Annotated in this window: 17 protein-coding genes; 6 read left to right on the forward strand and 11 right to left on the reverse strand. The window is 65.2% G+C overall.

Annotated features, from left to right (window positions below; translation table 11 throughout):
* Positions 1-17: 17 nt before the first annotated feature.
* The 6 genes from CLM73_RS01235 to CLM73_RS01260 all read right to left on the reverse strand — a co-directional run bounded on the left by CLM73_RS01235 (position 18) and on the right by CLM73_RS01260 (position 6045).
* Positions 18-821 (reverse strand): pyrroline-5-carboxylate reductase family protein, encoded by an 804-nt coding sequence (locus CLM73_RS01235; protein ID WP_105236979.1) that lies wholly within the window; start codon positions 819-821, stop codon positions 18-20.
* A 130-nt stretch (positions 822-951) separates the two neighbouring features.
* Positions 952-2241 (reverse strand): TRAP transporter large permease, encoded by a 1290-nt coding sequence (locus CLM73_RS01240; RefSeq protein ID WP_105236980.1) that lies wholly within the window; start codon positions 2239-2241, stop codon positions 952-954.
* A 3-nt stretch (positions 2242-2244) separates the two neighbouring features.
* On the reverse strand, positions 2245-2847 hold the full coding sequence (locus CLM73_RS01245; protein ID WP_105236981.1) for a TRAP transporter small permease subunit: 603 nt from the start codon (positions 2845-2847) through the stop codon (positions 2245-2247).
* Between the two features lie 16 nt (positions 2848-2863).
* Positions 2864-3922 carry a TRAP transporter substrate-binding protein gene (locus CLM73_RS01250; protein WP_105236982.1) on the reverse strand — a complete coding sequence of 353 codons (1059 nt, stop codon included), beginning with the start codon at positions 3920-3922 and terminating at the stop codon, positions 2864-2866.
* Between the two features lie 60 nt (positions 3923-3982).
* Positions 3983-5365, reverse strand: coding sequence for an amidase (locus CLM73_RS01255; RefSeq protein WP_105236983.1), 1383 nt, complete (start codon positions 5363-5365; stop codon positions 3983-3985).
* Positions 5362-6045, reverse strand: a complete 684-nt coding sequence (locus CLM73_RS01260; protein WP_105236984.1) for an RraA family protein — start codon at positions 6043-6045, stop codon at positions 5362-5364. The genes CLM73_RS01255 and CLM73_RS01260 overlap by 4 nt, the downstream gene beginning before the upstream one ends.
* Before the next feature lie 116 nt (positions 6046-6161).
* Here CLM73_RS01260 and CLM73_RS01265 point away from each other — a divergent pair, with 116 nt between their 5' ends.
* A complete protein-coding gene (locus tag CLM73_RS01265; protein ID WP_105236985.1) occupies positions 6162-7094 on the forward strand; it encodes a LysR family transcriptional regulator in 933 nt (310 codons plus the stop codon).
* Positions 7095-7177: 83 nt separating this feature from the next.
* On the opposite strand, the gene CLM73_RS01270 is transcribed toward CLM73_RS01265, so the two are convergent.
* The 4 genes from CLM73_RS01270 to msuE all read right to left on the reverse strand — a co-directional run bounded on the left by CLM73_RS01270 (position 7178) and on the right by msuE (position 11138).
* Positions 7178-8176, reverse strand: a complete 999-nt coding sequence (locus tag CLM73_RS01270) for a Bug family tripartite tricarboxylate transporter substrate binding protein (RefSeq protein ID WP_199778228.1) — start codon at positions 8174-8176, stop codon at positions 7178-7180.
* A gap of 295 nt (positions 8177-8471) precedes the next feature.
* Entirely contained in the window at positions 8472-9500 is a 1029-nt protein-coding gene (locus CLM73_RS01275) for a methionine synthase (RefSeq protein ID WP_056565404.1), read from the reverse strand.
* Positions 9501-9525: 25 nt separating this feature from the next.
* On the reverse strand, positions 9526-10518 hold the full coding sequence (locus CLM73_RS01280) for a DUF1852 domain-containing protein (protein ID WP_105236987.1): 993 nt from the start codon (positions 10516-10518) through the stop codon (positions 9526-9528).
* Between the two features lie 38 nt (positions 10519-10556).
* A complete protein-coding gene (gene msuE, locus CLM73_RS01285; RefSeq protein ID WP_056566962.1) occupies positions 10557-11138 on the reverse strand; it encodes an FMN reductase in 582 nt (193 codons plus the stop codon).
* Between the two features lie 171 nt (positions 11139-11309).
* Between msuE and CLM73_RS01290 the strand changes: the two genes are divergently transcribed.
* On the forward strand, positions 11310-12239 hold the full coding sequence (locus tag CLM73_RS01290) for a LysR family transcriptional regulator (protein ID WP_105236988.1): 930 nt from the start codon (positions 11310-11312) through the stop codon (positions 12237-12239).
* 58 nt (positions 12240-12297) lie between these two features.
* Positions 12298-12765 carry a hypothetical protein gene (locus CLM73_RS01295; protein WP_105236989.1) on the forward strand — a complete coding sequence of 156 codons (468 nt, stop codon included), beginning with the start codon at positions 12298-12300 and terminating at the stop codon, positions 12763-12765.
* On the opposite strand, the gene CLM73_RS01300 is transcribed toward CLM73_RS01295, so the two are convergent.
* The gene (locus tag CLM73_RS01300; RefSeq protein ID WP_056565391.1) at positions 12766-13689 is read right to left on the reverse strand and encodes a LysR family transcriptional regulator; all 924 of its coding nucleotides are present in this window, start codon (positions 13687-13689) and stop codon (positions 12766-12768) included.
* Positions 13690-13812: 123 nt separating this feature from the next.
* Between CLM73_RS01300 and CLM73_RS01305 the strand changes: the two genes are divergently transcribed.
* Genes CLM73_RS01305 through ggt form a run of 3 tightly spaced genes read left to right on the forward strand, consistent with a single transcriptional unit; the run spans position 13813 to position 17698 of the window.
* Positions 13813-14829 (forward strand): Bug family tripartite tricarboxylate transporter substrate binding protein, encoded by a 1017-nt coding sequence (locus CLM73_RS01305; protein ID WP_234015778.1) that lies wholly within the window; start codon positions 13813-13815, stop codon positions 14827-14829.
* Positions 14830-14870: 41 nt separating this feature from the next.
* On the forward strand, positions 14871-16061 hold the full coding sequence (locus CLM73_RS01310) for a serine hydrolase domain-containing protein (RefSeq protein ID WP_105236990.1): 1191 nt from the start codon (positions 14871-14873) through the stop codon (positions 16059-16061).
* Positions 16058-17698, forward strand: coding sequence for a gamma-glutamyltransferase (ggt, locus tag CLM73_RS01315; protein ID WP_234015779.1), 1641 nt, complete (start codon positions 16058-16060; stop codon positions 17696-17698). Before CLM73_RS01310 ends, ggt begins: the two co-directional genes overlap by 4 nt.
* The last annotated feature ends 86 nt before the right edge of the window (positions 17699-17784 follow it).

Here is a 17784-nt window from a genome sequence, read left to right on the forward strand (position 1 = left end):
AGCCTCAGCCGTGGATTTCAGTCCTTGCGAGTACGCTCTGACGATTCACGCGCGTTCGATGCTCCCGCGTCGACGGCATCTTGAATCGCCCCTTCAAATCCCGCCTGGCTTGCGGCGCGCAGCGCTGCAGCGGTAGTGCCGTTGTAGTCCAGGAATTGCTGCACGACTTCATCGGGCTGATTGTGTTCACCGCCAAGCAACTGCGCGGCATCGCGAACCACGCCCAGTGCGGCGCGTGAAGCAACATGCTCAGGCAGTCCATGCGACACGGCGACATCCGCCAGCGCCTTCGCGAGCAATGCGGGATAGGCGTGACCGCTGCCGGAAATGGCAGTCAGCGTGTCGATGTGCGATTCGTCGAAGAGCTGGTCTTCCGTTCCCAGCGCGCTCAGCAGCAGTCGAACGCGGTCCTCGTCGGCCGCAGGCGTCGTGGACGACGCGATCCAGGGCGTATACGAACTGCCGATCTCGACTGCGGCATTCGGCATGGCGCGCGCGATACGTTGCGAGCCGCAGCACAGGACGAGTTCATCTAGCCCGACACCGGCCATGAATGAGATGACCAGCCTGTCTTCACATCTGAACTCGCCGCTCCGGAAGTCGTCCGGCCGAATCGAGAGAATCACCACATCGCAATCTGCGATCGCTTCGGTGAAGTTCGAAAAGCGTCGGACGGCGGGCCACTCGTTGTACGTGGGACCGGGATCTGCGCTGCGATTCAGGCAATGAAGATCCTGCGCGTCGACCACACCCTTTCTTAAGAGCAAAGGCCCGGTCGAACGGCCGAGCCAGCCGCTGGCGCCTACCAAGAGCACTTTCATGTTTTCGATTCAACTCCACGTCTGGACGGTCAATGCAGCCGGTTGCCTGGCGATGGCTTGCCGGAGGGGCTACCGGGTCTGCTCGAAAAACAATGGTACTCCGCTTGAGTGTGCACTTGCCGGGACGCGCTTACAGCGTAGCCATCTTCCCCGGCAACCACAGCGCCAGTTGCGGCACGGCCAGCAACAACACGATCATCAGCAACAGCATCGCCAGGAACGGCAGCACGCCCACCACCACGTCCATGAATTTCCCCTGCCCGCGCACGCTGTGCACCACGAACAGATTCATGCCGAACGGTGGCGTGAGCTGGCCCATTTCGCACAGCACGATCAGCAGCACGCCGAACCACACCGGGTCGTAGCCCAGCGCCATGACGATGGGCACGGTGAGCGGCGCGGTGGTGACCAGCATGGCAAGCGTGTCCATGAAGCAGCCGAGCAGGATGTAGAACAGGATGATGGCCAGCATCATGCCCAGCGGCGGCAGGTCCAGGCTGGTCACGGCGTTGACCAGCAAGGTGGTCAGTCCGATCGAGGACAGCACGAAGTTCAGGAAGAACGCGGCCAGCGTGATCAGGATGATCATGCCGGTGGTGCGCAGTGTGGCTTCGAAGGCGCGGCCCAGCATTTCCCACGTCAGCACGCGTTTGTAGGCGCACAGCAGGGTGGCGGCCACCACGCCGAGCGCGGCAGATTCGCTGGCGGTGGCGATGCCGCCGTAGATAACGCCAATCACCAGCGCGAAGATCGCGAGCGGCGGCAGCAGGTGCGGCAGGGCGGCGATGCGTTCGGCCCAGCTCACCGTGGGGCGTTTGCCGGCCAGGCCCGGACGCCACAGGCACAGGCCCACGATCAGTGCGATGAAGAGCGCGGTGAGCAGGATGCCGGGCAGCGTGGCGGCCAGGTAGAGCTTGGGCACCGATACGTTAGCGATCAGCGCGTACACGATCATGTTGATCGACGGCGGGATCAGGATGCCGAGCGTACCGCCGGCCGCGATCGAGCCCAGGAACAGCGGCGCGTTGTAGCCCGACTTGCGCTGTTCGGGAAGCGCCAGCGTGGAGATCGTGGCGGCGGTGGCGACGCTTGAGCCGCTGGTGGCCGAGAACAGGGCCGAGGCGCCGATGTTGGCGTTCATCAGTCCGCCCGGCAGCCACGACACCCACTTGGACACGGCGCCGTACATGCGGCCGGCGACGCCGGAATGCACCAGCAGCTCGCCCATCAGGACATACAGCGGAATCGCGACAAGCAGGAATTCGGCGCTGGTGCCCCAGGCCAGTTCACCAATGGCGTTGGTGAGTTTCAGCGGCGAATAGGCGCCGGCCAGGCTCATGCCGAGCAAGCCCACGGTGGCCGCTGCGGTCACGCTCAACGCCAGGAGGCCGAGCAGCATGGAAATCGTCATTATCAACATGGCTCACTCCTGGGGTTGCGTGCGCGCGGGCACCGGTGCGGTTTCTTCTTCGATGCCCTCTTCCACCGAGTGGATGCCGATCAACGCATTGACCGCCTGCCAGCGGCCGCGCATCACGCGGCCCAGCGCGCTGGCGCCGAGCACCACGATGGTGAGCAGGAAGAACGCGTAGCCGGCGAACCAGAGCGATTGCGGGATCCATTGCGGCACCTGCAGCGGCGTGTTGGACACCGACTGGAAGGCGATGGAGTCGGCCAGCACGAACCATGCGTGCCACGTGAGCGTGCCCACGAACAGGCCCAGGCAAGCCAGCGCGAAGAGGTCGAGCACGACGCGCGTCTTGGCGGGCAGATGCGTGTAGACCACGTCGACCCGGATATGCGAGCGGCGCAGCAAGGTGATGGGAAAGGCCCAGGCGCTGGCCACCGCCAGCGTGTAGCCGGCCAGCTCGTCGGCGCCGCCGAGCGAGACGCCCGCCACCTTGCGTGCGATCAGGTCGGCCACGATGAGCCAGGACACCAGCAGCAGCCCGAGGCCGCCTAGCCATGCGCCGATGCGGGACACGCGCTCGATGAGGCGTAGCGAAGCATGCGTTTCTGTCGTCATGAGAGTTCCTTGAAGTTCAGCGCAGCGTCACGCCCAGGGCCTGGCCCACGGACGCGCTCCAGTTGGCGGCGCATTCCTCGCCGCAGCGCTGCGCCCAGCGGCTCGCCATCTCGGTGGCAACCTCGCGCAATGTGTCGCGCTCGGCTTCTGAGGGCGCGGTGGCCCGCATGTCGGCCTTGGTGTGGATGCGGCATTCGCCCTGTCCGGTGTTGCAGGCCAGCGCATAGTCGCCCTCGCGACCGGTCTCGTCCCACAGGCGCGCTTCCAGCACCTGCGCCTCCTTGAGCATGAACTGCTGCACCGTGGGATCCAGCTTCTGCCAGCGGCGTTCGGCGATGGCGTAAAAGCCGATGGACCAGTCGATCGGCAGCAGGTAGAGATTCTTGGCCACGTCGTACCATTTCGCGGCGTTGCCCGAGCCGATGCCGGTCACGGCGCAATCGACCACACCGGTCTGCAGCGCGGGAATCACCTCGGCAAACGGTATGGTCACCGGCGAAGCACCCAGCGCGCGCACGTACTCGGCCATGTTGCTGCCGCGGGTGCGCACCTTGCGCCCCTTCAGATCGGTCAGGCTCTTGACCGGCGTGCGGCAGAAGAACACCTGCGCGGTGTACGGGACTGTGGCCAGCAGCCGCACGCCGTGGCGCTTGAGCATGCGCTGTTCGAGCACCGGCCGGTAGGCGGCCACCATCTTGCGCGCGGTGGCGTAGTCGGTCGCCATGCCGGGCAGGTCGACGCCTTCGAAGGTGGGGTCGTCGCCGCTGACAAAGGCGAACACGCCCATGCCGACGTCGAGTGCACCGGCGCGCATCAGACGTACGATCTCGGGGCCTTTCAGGCCGCTCTCGGACAAGCCGATCAGTTCGGCCGTGACTTTGCCTCCCGAGGCTTCCGGCAAGGTCTTCTCCCAGAACGGCTTTTCAACCGCGCCGAAGGTGTAGTTGTGGCTGCCGCCGCCGACCACCGCAAAGTGGGTCTCGGGCAAGGCGGCGGTCTGGGCGCGGGCGGGTCCGGCCGCGGCGAGCGTGGTCGCGACGGCCGCCAGCAGCGCCGCCAGAATGCTTCGTTTCATGCTTTTCCCCCTGTTTGTTTATGGGCGCGCGCGTTGCGCGCGCCCTGCCACGGCAACGGGTTATGCCGTGGTCGACTGCGCACGCGTGTTGGCGCGCACGCGATGCCAATCGGAATGACGCTGGAACACCTCGGCCAGATACAGCGCCAGCCGATCTTCGCCGCCTGGGCAGAGAATCTGCAGGCCGGTGGGCAGATCTGCGTCGTCGCGGCCGTTGGGCACCGATACGCCGCACATCTGCAACAGATTGCCGATGCGTGTGTAATGGACGGGCGCGTTGCCGTGATCGACCTCGTCGAGCGGCAGCGCGGTGGTGAGCGTGGTGGGCGTGAGCAGCGCTGCCACGCCCTGCAGCCGCGCTTCCATCGCCGCCTGCAGACGGTCGCGCTCGCGCAGCGCAGCGAGGTAACGCAGCGCTGGCACGTCGAGGGCAGCAAGCAGGCGCGGCCGCACCGAGTCGTCCACCGGCAGGTCGAGGTCGGTCATCTCACGCTCAAACGACGCCACGCCTTCGGTCATCATGATGTCGCCCGTCACGGCCTTGAACTCGGACAGTGTGGCGGGCGGCGTGATTTCCACGATCTGCGTGCCCAGGCTTTGATACAGCGCGATGGCGTCTTCATAGGCGCGTCGCACGGCGGGCGTGACGTCGGTCAGGAAGGCTTCCGGCAGACGGCCGAGCGTGACGCCGGCGATGCCAAAGCGCGACGCATCCAGCGGCTCGCGCCACTCGCCCGGTTCGGCCGGCGCCAGCGCGTCGAACACCACGCGCGCGTCCGCGGCGCTGTGCGCGAAGATGCCGACGCTGTCGAGCGTCTGGCTCAGCGTGACCACACCGTCCGACGAGATGCGGCCCACGGTCGGCTTGAAGCCTGTGATGCCGCAGTAGCTGGCGGGCACGCGCACCGAGCCGCCGGTGTCGGTGCCAATGGCAACCGGGGCCAGGCGTCCGGCCACCGCGACGGCCGAACCGCTGCTCGATCCGCCCGGAATGCGGTGCACGCGGTCATCCCACGGATTGCGCGGCGTGCCCATGTGCTGATTGGGACCCCAGGCGCCCATGGCGAACTGCACCATGTGGGTCTTGCCCAGGATGATGGCGCCAGCGCGCTGCAACTGCTGCACAAGTTCTGCCGTGTGCGAGGCAATGGTGTTGGCGTGGATGGGCGAGCCGATGGTGGTCGGATGGCCTGCGATGTCGATCAGGTCCTTCAGCGCGATCGGCACGCCGTGCAGCGGGCCGAGCCAGATGCCCTGGTCCAATTGCAGATCGGCTGCGCGCGCGGCGGCCAGCGCTTCGTCGGCGTACACGGCCACATAGGCGTGCAGCCAGCCGTCGAGCGCGGCGATGCGTGCAAGGTAGTCACTCACCAGTGTTTCGGATCGCAACTCGCGGCGGCGCAGGCGCTGTGCGAGGTCGGTGATGTCGAGGTCGATGCTCATGTGTTTGCTCCTTGGGCCGCTGCGATGGCGCGTTCAATCAGCGCGCGCGAGCCCACGATGTCGGGAAATTTCTCGCCGGCGCGCAGGCGCGCCAGCGTGGTCTGTTCCTGAGTCTGGAAGTCGATGGCTTGTTGTGCGGCGGCGCGCACCGCTGCGCGATCAAGGACCAGCACGCCGTTCTCGTCGGCCAGCACGGCAGCGCCAGGCCATACCGACACGCCGCCGCAATGAATCGTGCCGCAGAACTCGCCCTCGTGACCCAGGAGGCGCGTGGTGATGGGAGACGGTCCGCGCGACCACACCGGCATGCCGTGCTGGCGCAGTTCGCCCAGGTCGGTCACCAGGCCGTCCACGATGATGCCGGCCACACCGGCCTGCTTGGCGGCGTAGGCCATCGCGCCGCCAAAGGCGGCCGTCACGGCCTCGCCGGCCCGGTCGATCACCAGCACGTCGCCGGGGCGCACGCAGGCCATCGCATGGTGCAGAATGCCGCCATCGTTGCCGGGCATGCGCACGGTCACGGCCGGCCCGGCAATGCGCACGTCCTGCTGATGCGCACGGATGTCGCCACGCATGAAACCGGTGGTCTGGAAGTGGCCGATGGTGGCCGGCTCCGCCTTCAGCAGCAGCGCCAGATCCTCGGGCGACAACGGCGCGGGCAAGGGATGAATCAGATACATCGTGTCGTCTTCACTACAATGAAAAAGGCTCGGAAAGCCGGTGAAAAAAAGGTATCACGCGGGCTTTCCGGGCCAATAATCAAAGTTTCGGCGCAGTTTGAAAAAGAGTTCTTATCATGCGGATTACCCTAAGCCAGCTTGAGGCCTTTTACTGGACCGCCAAGCTGGGCAGCATCCACGCGGCCGCGCGCCATCTGCACGTGACGCAGCCGGCCGTCTCGGCACGCCTGCGCGAACTCGAAGGCGCACTAGAGGTGCAGCTCTTTGATCGCTCGCGCCAGCGCGTGACGCTGACCGACGTGGGCCAATCGGCGCTGCGCCATGCCGAGAGCGCGCTGCACAGCACGCGCCAGCTCGAACACTTCGGCAAGGACCGCAGCCTGGGCGGCAAGCTGCGGCTGGGTGCGGACGAGTGCTCGGCCAACGTGGGCCTGACCGCCGTGATCGCGCAGCTCAAGGAACACTATCCCTCGCTCGCGCTGGAGATGACGGTGGACGTGGGGTCGGTGCTGAACAGCAAGCTCAACGCGGGCGAGCTGGACATGGCGCTGCTGACCAATCCGGCCACGGGCGACACCATCACCGACGTGTTCATCGGCTGGATGACGTTTCACTGGGTGGCCTCGCCCACGTTGCACATCATGGCGGATCCGTTTCGCGCCGAACATGCGCGCGGCCATCACATCGCCACGCACTCGCCGCCTTCCACGCTCTACACCGTGGTTGAAAACTGGCTGGCCTCGGGCGGCGTCGATATGTCGGGGCCCAGCACCACCAATTCGCTGGCGTTGATCTCGCGGCTGATCGCCGCGGGCCATGCCATCGGCATTCTGCCCGTGCCGTTGCTGCAGGACATGCTGACCATGGGCGTGTTGCGCGCCCTGCCCGCCGATCCGCCGATCCCGCCGGCGCGCTTCTATATCTCGTATCTGACGGCGTCGCACGGCGCGCACATCGATTCCATCGTGGACATCACGCGCGACACGCTCACGCGGTTGAACTTCCTGGCGCCGGTCGACGCCGCGCCGGGGCACGCTGGCAGGGAATGACAACGGGGCCGCGTAAGCGGCCCCGATCCGGCGTCATGGCTTCACACGCGGCTCGGCTAGCCCGGCCCGTGTGGCGTCAGATATCAATCGATACGTGCGCCCGACACCCGCACGACCTCGCCCCACTTCTCTACTTCGGCATCCACCAACGTCACGAATTGCTTGCGGTCCGTGAGCTGCGGAATCACCAGGCCGACGGCGCCAAGTTTTTCCTGAATGGCGGGCGACTGCATGGCGGTGCGGGTGGCCTCGAACAGTTGCTGGAACACGGGCGCGGGCACGCCGGCCGGTGCGCTCAGACCAAACCAGTACTCGGACGAGAAGCTTGGATAGCCGCTCTCGGCCACCGTGGGCGTGTCGGGATAGGTGGGATTGCGCTTGGCGCTGCCGATGGCAAGCGCGCGCAGTTTGCCGGCGCGCACGTGCGGCAGCGCCGTGTCCTGATTGACGAACAGCACGTCGACGCGGCCCGCGAGCACGTCGTTGATGGCGGCCGAGCCACCGTTGTACGGCACATGCATGATGTCGAGCTTGGCGCGCTGCTTGAGCATTTCCATGCCGAGATGGCCAGTGGTGCCGTTGCCCGACGAGGCGTACGAATACTTGCCGGGTTCCTTATGCACCAGATCCACGAACTCGGCCAGCGTCTTGGCCGGGAAGCCGGGCGCGGTCACGAGCACGTCCGAGCCGAAGGCGAGGATTGCGATCTGGTCGAGCTGATCGAGCTTGTAGGGCAGCTTGCTGTAAAGACCCTGGTTGGTGGCGATGCCCACGCCGGACACCAGCAGCGTGTGACCGTCGGGCCGGGCCTGGGTCACATAGGCGGTGCCGATGTTGCTGTTGGCGCCGCCCTTGTTCTCGACCACGATGGTGGTCTTGAGCGCCTTGCCCATCTCGGAGGCGAGCAGGCGGCCGATGAAGTCGGTGCCGCCGCCAGCAGGGAAAGGCACGACCAGGCTGATGGGCTTGTCGCCCGGGAAGTCCGCAGCCTGAGCGGGCGCGGCGGCTCCGGTCAGGGCCACGCCGGCGATCAGCGCTGGCGCCATCAACTTCAGAAACGTGCTGCGAACGGACGATGCCATCCCTGCCTTGCGGCATGCTTTTCCCACGGCGTGCATGGTGTGATTCCCTTGAATGTTATGAAGCGAGCTTTGAACTGCAGGGAAAAATTAGCACGCGGGTTTGAGCGGCAAGTAATCACAAATGCCCGCTGATTTGAGAGATTTTTCTTATTACGGGTAATCCCGGCGTGGATTGGCGGGCGGGTATCGGATCCATGGCCGTCTGGCGCAAAAAAGGGGTCGCTCAACGATGAGCGGACCCCTTTTCCTTCTGCGCAGCGACGCTATCCCACCGCGCCGCTTGCTGCCTGCTTCATCAACGCGCCAGTTCGCGGCGGATGATCTCCGCACCCGCGCTCAGCGCGTTCAGCTTGCCCTTGGCCACTGCGCGCGGCAACGGCGCCATGCCGCAGTTGGTGCACGGATACAGCTTGTCGGCATCCACGAACTTGAGTGCCGTGCGCAGCGTGTTGGCGACTTCTTCCGGGGTTTCGACGGTGTGGTTCGCCACGTCGATGGCGCCGACCATGACCTTCTTGCCGCGAATCAGTTCGATCAGGTCGATCGGCACGTGCGAGTTATGGCATTCCAGCGAGACGATGTCGATGCTGGATTTCTGCAGCTTGGGGAACGATTCCTCGTACTGGCGCCATTCCGAACCCAGCGTCTTCTTCCAGTCGGTGTTGGCCTTGATGCCGTAGCCGTAGCAGATGTGCACGGCGGTTTCGCACTTGAGGCCTTCGATCGCGCGTTCCAGCGTGGCGACGCCCCAGTCGTTCACTTCGTCAAAGAAGACGTTGAACGCGGGCTCGTCGAACTGGATGATGTCGACGCCGGCGGCTTCGAGTTCGCGGGCTTCCTGGTTCAGGATCTTGGCGAATTCCCAGGCCAGCTTTTCGCGGCTCTTGTAGTGAGCGTCGTACAGCGTGTCGATCATGGTCATGGGACCGGGCAGCGCCCATTTGATCGGCTGCTTGGTCTGCTGGCGCAGGAACTTGGCGTCTTCGACGAAGACGGGCTTCTGGCGGCTGACGGCGCCGACGACGGTGGGCACGCTGGCGTCATAGCGGTCGCGGATGCGGACGGTTTCGCGCTTTTCGAAATCAACGCCGTCCAGATGCTCGATGAACGTGGTGACGAAGTGCTGACGCGTTTGTTCGCCATCGCTGACGATGTCGATGCCGGCCAGCTCCTGTTCTTTCAGGGCCAGGATCAGGGCATCTTGCTTGCCTTCAATCAGTTGTTCGTCTTGCAGGCTCCAGGGCGACCAGAGCTTTTCGGGCTGGGCAAGCCAGGAGGGCTTGGGCAGGCTGCCGGCGGTCGAGGTGGGCAAAAGCTTTTTCATGGCGGGGTGTCCGTCTGTGTTCGGTTTATTGGTGGGAGTGGCTGGCAGCCCATTGATCAAGCACGTGCTTGTACGGCTTGATGAAGTTCGCCTCGGCGAATTTGCCCTGCTTGACGGCGAGCTGGCTGCGTTCGACGCGGTCGTAGACGATCTGCGTCAGCGAGTAATCCTGGTTCTTCAGGCTGGGTTGATAGCGCTTTCCGGCCGCGGAATTGGCGTTGTAGATTTCGGGGCGGTAGATGCGCTGGAATGCTTCCATCGTGCTGATGGTGCCGATCAGCTCAAGATTGGTATAGGCGCCCAGCAGGTCGTCCTGGAAGTAAAACGCCAACGGCGCAACGCTGTTCGGCGGCATGAAGTAGCGCACCTGCAGGCCCATCTTCTCGAAGTATTGGTCGGTCGGGGAGAATTCGCTTTGCTGATATTCCACGCCCAGGATCGGGTGATGGTTGTCGGTGCGGTGATAGGTCTTGCTGCTGGAGACGCTGATGCAGATGACCGGCGGCTTCTTGAAGTTCGCCTTGTAGGCCTCGGAATCAACGAAGTGCTTGAACAGTTTTCCGTGCAGGTCGCCGAAATCTTCCGGCGTGCTGAACGCGGGTTTGTTGTCGTTGTATTCGGGCAGCAACACGCTGAAGTCGTAATCGCGCACGTAGGACGAGAAGTTGTTGCCGACGATGCCGTCGATGCGGTTGCCGGTCTTCTTGTCGACGATGTTGGTCTTCAACACTTCGATCAGCGGAAATGCATTGCCGTTGCCGTTGCCGTTTGCGCCCAGCGTCATCTCGGCCGTAATGATGTCGAGCTCGACGGCGTAACGATCGCCCGTGGGGTTGTCCCAATGCGCCAGGTCGTTGAAACGGCTGTCGATCATCTTCAGCGTGTTGCGCAGATTCTGCTCGCGGCTTTCGCCTCGGGCCAGATTGGCGAAGTTGGTCGTGATGCGCGTGCTGTCCGACGGCTGATAGTTTTCATCAAAGCGAAGGCTCTTGATGCTGAAGGTGAAGTCTTTGTTCATGATGGTCGGATGCGAAAGTGCTGCGATAAACGGGGATTTCAGGCCGCGATGGCTTCTGCGGCCGCGGCGGCTCGCATCTGACGGGTCAGTTCGACCAGCGGCAGTGCGCGTTGGACGGCCAGTCCGGCACGCTCGATCAGCGCGTCGTTCTTAAGCCGGTAGTCGACGAAGTCCTCGTCGGTGGCGTAGATGCCCAGCGGCAAGGTGCGCGCCTGGAAGAAGCTGAACAACGGCCGCAACTGGTGGTCGATGACCAGCGCATGGCGCTGGCTGCCGCCGGTGGCGGCCAGGAGGACCGGCTTGTCGATCAAGGCGTCCTGATGAATGAAATCAAAGAAGTGCTTGAACAGGCCGGTGTAGGAGCCGCGGTAGACCGGCGTGGCCACCACCAGGACATCGGCTTGCTCAACTGCTGCCAACTCGCGCTCGACCGTGTCGGGCAAGTTCGAGCGCCACGTCGCCCCGGCAAGTTGCGGGGCGATCCGGCCCATCTCGACCAGCCGGGGTTCGCAGGGGATTTCATTGGCGATCAGCGCCAGCAGTTCCTCTGCCAGGGCGGTGGTCCTGGAGGGACGTTGCATGCCGCCGGAAACGGCGACCAGGCGTAGGGGGTGTGTCATCTTTGCTTCCATGGAGCCAATCGGCACGGAGGGGTCGACTTGCCATGGAACATGCGTGTTGATCAGGTCAACGTGCGGAACACAGCGGCAAACAAGAACGCAATGCTAAATATCAATATCCATGACGTAAAATGGTTTTATTTCACAAATCCATGAATCTAGATCATAAGAATGCTTGAACGTATCCATCTGAGCATCGTCCAGCAGGTCGAAAAGCAAGGTTCGCTGACGGCCGCCGCAGGCGTGCTGAACCTGACCCAGTCGGCCTTGAGCCACAGCATGAAGAAGCTGGAGGTGCAGCTTGGCACCGACATCTGGTTGCGCGAAGGAAGACGTTTGCGCCTGACGCAGGCCGGCCAATATCTGCTGGCGGTGGCGAACCGGGTGCTGCCGCAGCTGGATCTGGCCGAAGAGCGGCTGGGCCAGTTTGCCCAGGGCGAACGCGGCGCGTTGCGCATCGGCATGGAATGCCACCCGTGCTATCAGTGGCTGCTAAAGGTGGTGGCGCCGTATCTGGCGGCGTGGCCGGACGTGGATGTGGACGTGAAGCAGAAGTTCCAATTCGGCGGCATCGGCGCGCTCTTTGGCTACGAGATCGACATGCTGGTCACACCCGACCCGCTGTTCAAGCCGGGCTTGAAGTTTGAACCCGTGTTCGACTACGAGCAGGTGCTGGTCGTGGCCAAGGGGCATCCGCTGGCGTCGGTGGCGTACGTGAAGCCCGAGCAGCTGACGCAGGAAGTGCTCATCAGCTATCCCGTCGATATCGAGCGGCTGGACATCTACAACCAGTTCCTCTTGAAGGCCGGCGTCACGCCCAAGCGGCACAAGGCGATCGAGACCACCGACATCATGCTGCAGATGGTGGCCAGCGGCCGCGGCGTGGCCGCGCTGCCGCGTTGGCTGGTTGAGGAGTACGCGGTCAAGATGGATCTGGTGCCGGTGCGGCTGGGCCCGCGCGGCATTGCCAAGCAGATCTTTCTTGGGTCGCGTGAGGCCGATGACGCGCTGGATTACCAGCGGGCGTTCATCGAGATGGCGCGCCAGCCTGCGGCTGCGTTGGCCACAAATGTAGCGACTGCCGCGACACGGGATGTCTAACGGGGACGCATAAGCGGGTATGCTGGCATCCCCTTATCTCCCCTAGGAGTCTGTCCCGATGCCGTCACTCAAGCACGGTTGCCTGGCCCTCGCAATGCTGGCCCTCGGCGGTTGCGCCATGCAGCCCGCCGCACCCAACGACGTTGAGATCGCGGCCCAGAAGCTGGTGGGTCAACCGGCCAAGAACGCGTTCAAGTTGTTTGGCAAGCCGGATCAGGGCATGGGCCCGTCGTCCTATGGCAGTGGCGGTTTCTACGCGTGGAACCGCGTGCAGACCCACACCACGGACGAGAAGGTGTTCGTGCAGACCGGTGTTGAATACGTCGGGCAGCGGACCACCTCGGTCACCATCGGCGGTCAGGGTGTCAGCGGCCAGATGCCGGTGAGCAGTGAACCGGTCTATCGCAAGGTGGGCTACACGGAAAATCGCACGGTGATCGATTACTTCTGCAGCATCACGCTGTTCACCGACAAGAACGACATCATCGAGCACGCCAGCGTGATCGACTGCGCGAAGAAGAAGTAATCAGTCAGGCTGCGGATCCTCGGCGCCTGACATGTACCGCATGCACAGCTCGCTGAGCCGCAGCAACGCCGGGGGCAAGGTCTTGCCCTCGAGCGTCACAAAGACGAACTGCGACGACAGCTCCAGCGCCGGGCGCACGTCGACATGCACGAGTTCGCCGCGCGCGATGGCCGGTTGCGCCACGCGGAGCACGCCAAAGAAGACGGTGTCGGTGGTGCGAACCAGGTCGACGAGCGCCTGGATGTCGTTCGACTGGTATTGGATCGCGTCGATGAAGTGGACCGGCGGACCGAAATACGCGTTGAGCCGGTGCATGACCTCGTCGCTCATGGCGCGGCCGCTGGCCGCCACCGCGTAGCGGCGCAGCGCGTCGAAATCCAGGCCGTTCTTGCCGGCCAGCGGATGGCCGGCGCGCACGACAAAGCCCAGCGGGGTGCGCGGAAAAAAGCGCAGGTGCAGGTCGGGGTCGGCGGGGATGTGATTGCGATGCACCACCAGAGCGTCCACCGCGCCTTCGCGCAGTTCCTGGACCTGCATTTCGGGCGTGCCGCCGCTCAGCAGCAGCTTGATCGCGGGATAGCGTTCCTTCATGTCGCGCAAGAGCGGCAGCGACAGGATTGCGGTGGGCGTGGGGCCCAGTCCCAGCCGCAGCGTGCCGCCCGCGTAGTCGGCCAGCAGGCTGGCGCTGCGGCGCAATTCGGCCAGTTCGACGCGGATTCTGCGTGCCCGCACGATGGCGAGCTCGCCCAGCGCCGTCAGTGTTTTCCCTTTGTCGCGTTCCAGCAGGCGTCCGCCGAGCGTGTCTTCAAGCGCCTGGATGCTGCGGCTGAGCGCGGGCTGCGTCAGGTGCAATTTGGCCGCCGCGCGGCTGAATGAGCGGGTTTCGACCAGCACGAGGAAGTGTTCGAGCTGCTGAAGATTCATCCGCGTCCCCTGGTTTTATTACGCGCTGATTATGGTTTGATGATGAATTATGCATTGGACGTAATGAAAAAGCGCTACCAGAATGCGGGTCTTCAACGTCCGATTTCATCTGGAGCACAGGCCATGGCCCGCGATTTGCCCTTCCCGCAGTCGAATTCCCGCGTCGTTCAACGGCTGATGGGCCTGGCTGCGGCCGGCTCGCTGGTCCTGGCTTTTGCCGCACCGGCCTCGGCGGCGGACTGGCCGGCGCGGCCGGTGTCGGTGGTGGTGCCGGTGGCGGCTGGCGGCGCAGCGGATGCGCTGGCGCGCGCCTGGGCCGCCTATGCCAGCAAGGAAATCGGCGGCACCGTGGTGGTGGAGAACAAGCCCGGCGCCAACGGCAGCATCGCCGCCGCCTTCGTGGCCAAGCAGCCGGCGGACGGCTATGCGCTGCTGTTTGGCAGCACGTCCAACATGTCGGTGAATCCGTTCACCTATTCACAGTTGGCCTACAACCCCACGCGCGATTTCGATCCGGTCACGAAGATCGCCGGCACCTCGCAGGTGCTGGTCGCCAATCCCGCCGCCGGCATCCGGTCGGTGGACGACCTGGTCAAGAAGGCCAAGGCCAGCCCGGGCCACCTGAATTACGGCTCGGCGGGCATCGGCAACTCCACGCACCTGAATGTTGCGTTTCTGGCCGAGCACTTCAAGATCGAGATGTCGCACGTGCCGTACAAGGGCGCGGCGCCGGCCATGATGGACCTGATCGGCGGGCAGATCGACCTGACTGCCGACGCGCTGACCGGCGCGGTGCCGCAAGTGAAGACCGGCAAGGCGGTGCCGCTGGTGATCTTTGGCGCTGACCGCGTCGCACAGTTGCCGGACGTGCCCACCATCGCGGAAGTCGGCGTGCAAGGCTTTCCGGGCGACGCCTGGTACGGCCTGATGGCGCCCAAGGGCACACCGCCGGAAGTCGTGACGCGGCTTACCGACGCGACGCGCAAGTTCTGGGCGGACCCGGCGGTGCGCAAGCAGATGGACGAGATCTACATGACGCCGCCCAAGGAACTTGGCGCGGCATCGGTGGCGCAATCGATGAAGACCGAGGCCGAGGTCTGGGGCCCCATCGTCAAGCGCCTCGGCATCCGCAACGACTGATCTGTGCCGGGCCTCGCGCCCGGTTTTTTCTTGAGGCATTCATGAACGCTATCCCCACCCCGCCGCTGGCCGAGGCCGTTGAACACCTGCCGCGCGGGGAAGATTTCCTGCTGTGGCCGCCCTGCCTGCAGTCGTATGGCTATCGCATCGTCGACCGCCTGTTCGCCACCCGCACGATCCATCGCGGCTCGACGCCCCGGCCCTTGCCGCGCGCGCCCGAGATCGACGTGCGCTATACGCAGGACGGCGAGACGCTTGGCGTGGGTGATCTGATGGACCGCAACAACGTGGCCGGCCTGATCGCGATTCATCGCGGCCACATCGTGCTGGAACGCTATGGCCTGGGCTTTCAGCCGCAGGAACGCTGGTCCACCATGTCGACCGTCAAATCCATGACGGCCATGCTGACCGGCGCGGCGCTGCACGACGGCGCCATCAAGAGCCTGGACGATCCCGTCACCGCCTATGTGCCGGCGCTGGCCGGCTGCGCTTATGACGCCGTGACGGTGCGGCATCTGCTGACCATGTCGTCGGGCATCGCGTGGGAAGAGAACTACACGGACAAGGCGTCCGACGTGAATCGCTACAGCAAGTCGCTGGCCGACAAGGTGCCGGGCGGCGTGCTGACGCTGCTGCGCGGCTGCCATCGTGCCCACGACGCCGGGCGCTTCTGGCACTACAACACCGGCGACACGTACCTGTTGGGCGCCGTGCTGAGCGCGGCGACCGGCGGCACGCTGGCCGATTACATGTCGCGTCGCATCTGGCAGCCCTGCGGGATGGAGTTCGATGGCTTCTACACGCTGGAATCCGAAGACGGCCAGGAGATCGGCGGCAGCCGCGCGGGCATGACGCTGCGCGACATCGGCCGCTTTGCGCAGTTCGTGCTCGACGATGGCGTGGTCAACGGCGAGCGCATTCTGCCCGAGGGCTGGGTGGCGCAGTCCGGCACGCCCGCCTTCCAGATTCCGGCCGACCTGCACACCGCGCAGCGCCAGGCGCTGGGCTTGACGGCGTACGGCTACAGCTGGTGGCTGCGCGAGGACGGCGCGATGATGGCGATGGGCCATTCCGGCCAGCGCATCTTCATCGACACGCGCGCGCAACTGGCGGTGGTGCAGCTTGCCGCCTACCCGGAGCCGAAATACCTGAGCGCCAACGAGCCCGACCGCGATGCGGGTCTGAATGCCTTCATCGTGGCGCTGCGCGAGGCCACCGGGGCCGTCGCATGACCGCGCGCCGCGCCATGATCTGCGCCGCGCAGCCGGAGGCCGCCGAGGCCGGGGCGCGCGTGCTGATGGACGGCGGCAACGCGGTGGACGCCGCGGTGGCGGCGGCCTTTACCCAATGCGTGGTGGATCCGATGATGGCGGGCATTGCGGGCTACGGCACGCTGCAGGTCGCGCTGCCCGGGCGCGGCGTGCATACCTGCGTGGACTTCTGCGCGCGCGCGCCGGCGGCGGCGCGGCCAGATATCTGGGCGCATCTGCCGCTCAATGAAACGCCCGACGGCTACGCCTTCGTGGTCCAGGGCAACGTCAACGAAGCGGGCTACCAATCGATCGGCACGCCGGGCACGCTGGCCGGCCTGGATCATGCGTTGTCGCGCTACGGCACCTGGTCGTTTGCCGACGCGCTGGCGCCGGCCCTGCAGCACGCGCGCGACGGCGTGGTGGTGCGTCCGCATATGTACCAATACGGCGCGCTCGACCGCGCCCGCGGCGGCATGCTTGAGACGCGCGAGCGGCTGGCGCTGACGTCCACCGGGCGCGCGGTGTACCTGGATGCCGACGGCAACTTCAAGCGGCCCGGCGAGCGCCTGCACAATCCCGATCTGACGGCGACGCTGGAACACCTGGCGCGTGCCGGCGCGGCGGACTTTTATCGCGGCGAGATCGCCGGCCGCATCGCCGACGACATGCGGGCGCACGACGGCCTGCTGACGCTGGCCGATCTGAATGCCTACGCCGTGTCCGAGGCGGCGCCGATCTGGGGCGATTACCGCGGCTGGCAGGTGGCGGGCTTTCCGCCGCCGGCTGGCGGCTTGACGCTGATTCAGGCGTTGCACGTGCTGGATCAGTTTGATGTGGCCGCGCTTGGGCACAACAGCGCGGCCTATCTGGAATTACTGGCCCAGACGCTGAAGTGGGTGACGATCGACAAGGACACCCTGATCGGCGACCCGGAGTTCGTGGACGTGCCGGTGGCGCGCCTGCTGTCGCGCAAGCACGCGGCGGAGATTGCCGCGCGCATCCGGGCGCGCCTGCCCGCCGAGATCTCCCGGCTGGCGCCTGGCATCGCTGCCGAGCCGCGTGACACCACGCAGGTCTGCGTGATCGACGCCGACGGCAACGCCGCCACGCTGACGCATAGCCTGGGCACGAGTTCCGGCATCATCACCGATGGACTGGGCGTGCTGTACAACGGCCTGCTTAGCGGGTTTGACCCGCGGCCGGGACGGGCGGCTTCGATCGGGCCAGGCAAGCGCCGCACCAGTTCGCAATGCCCGTTGCTGCTGTTTCGCGATGGCGAGGTGCAGGCCGCGCTGGGTGCGCCCGGCGGCACGGCCATTGCCTCGGCGCTGACGCAGACCGTGGTGAACCTGGTGGATTTCGGCATGAGCGCGTTCGAGGCGGTGGCCGCGCCCCGCATCTCGGTGACCGGCAACGCGATCGACGTTTCCAACCGCATTCCGCGCTACGTGACCGGCGCGCTTGTGCAGGAAGGACACGCGATCAACCGCTCATATCAAAGCTATGCCTTCGCGGCGCCGCACGTGGTGTCGCGCATGACCGGCGCGTTGCAAGGGGGCGCGGATCCGCAGCGCGATGGGGTGGCGTTGGGGGTGACCGCGCCGGCCGTCGAATAAGGGGGACGAATCCAAACGCTTAAACTCGCAGCATTTGTAATTGGTGGCTGCCCTATGAGGCATGCGACGCAAGCAAGCACTGCGTC

Origin of the sequence: Achromobacter spanius, assembly GCF_002966795.1 — a bacterium.
Classification (GTDB): domain Bacteria; phylum Pseudomonadota; class Gammaproteobacteria; order Burkholderiales; family Burkholderiaceae_B; genus Achromobacter; species Achromobacter spanius_D.

Excerpts from the sequence above, each read along its gene's own strand:
- ggt (WP_234015779.1), top strand. The coding sequence starts at position 16,058 with ATGACCGCGCGCCGCGCCATGATCTGCGCCGCGCAGCCGGAGGCCGCC.
- CLM73_RS01305 (WP_234015778.1), top strand. The coding sequence starts at position 13,813 with ATGGCCCGCGATTTGCCCTTCCCGCAGTCGAATTCCCGCGTCGTTCAA.
- CLM73_RS01255 (WP_105236983.1), bottom strand. The coding sequence starts at position 5,365 with ATGAGCATCGACCTCGACATCACCGACCTCGCACAGCGCCTGCGCCGC.
- CLM73_RS01260 (WP_105236984.1), bottom strand. The coding sequence starts at position 6,045 with ATGTATCTGATTCATCCCTTGCCCGCGCCGTTGTCGCCCGAGGATCTG.
- CLM73_RS01275 (WP_056565404.1), bottom strand. The coding sequence starts at position 9,500 with ATGAAAAAGCTTTTGCCCACCTCGACCGCCGGCAGCCTGCCCAAGCCC.
- CLM73_RS01290 (WP_105236988.1), top strand. The coding sequence starts at position 11,310 with ATGCTTGAACGTATCCATCTGAGCATCGTCCAGCAGGTCGAAAAGCAA.
- CLM73_RS01280 (WP_105236987.1), bottom strand. The coding sequence starts at position 10,518 with ATGAACAAAGACTTCACCTTCAGCATCAAGAGCCTTCGCTTTGATGAA.
- msuE (WP_056566962.1), bottom strand. The coding sequence starts at position 11,138 with ATGACACACCCCCTACGCCTGGTCGCCGTTTCCGGCGGCATGCAACGT.
- CLM73_RS01310 (WP_105236990.1), top strand. The coding sequence starts at position 14,871 with ATGAACGCTATCCCCACCCCGCCGCTGGCCGAGGCCGTTGAACACCTG.
- CLM73_RS01270 (WP_199778228.1), bottom strand. The coding sequence starts at position 8,176 with ATGGCATCGTCCGTTCGCAGCACGTTTCTGAAGTTGATGGCGCCAGCG.
- CLM73_RS01250 (WP_105236982.1), bottom strand. The coding sequence starts at position 3,922 with ATGAAACGAAGCATTCTGGCGGCGCTGCTGGCGGCCGTCGCGACCACG.
- CLM73_RS01295 (WP_105236989.1), top strand. The coding sequence starts at position 12,298 with ATGCCGTCACTCAAGCACGGTTGCCTGGCCCTCGCAATGCTGGCCCTC.
- CLM73_RS01300 (WP_056565391.1), bottom strand. The coding sequence starts at position 13,689 with ATGAATCTTCAGCAGCTCGAACACTTCCTCGTGCTGGTCGAAACCCGC.
- CLM73_RS01235 (WP_105236979.1), bottom strand. The coding sequence starts at position 821 with ATGAAAGTGCTCTTGGTAGGCGCCAGCGGCTGGCTCGGCCGTTCGACC.
- CLM73_RS01240 (WP_105236980.1), bottom strand. The coding sequence starts at position 2,241 with ATGTTGATAATGACGATTTCCATGCTGCTCGGCCTCCTGGCGTTGAGC.
- CLM73_RS01265 (WP_105236985.1), top strand. The coding sequence starts at position 6,162 with ATGCGGATTACCCTAAGCCAGCTTGAGGCCTTTTACTGGACCGCCAAG.
- CLM73_RS01245 (WP_105236981.1), bottom strand. The coding sequence starts at position 2,847 with ATGACGACAGAAACGCATGCTTCGCTACGCCTCATCGAGCGCGTGTCC.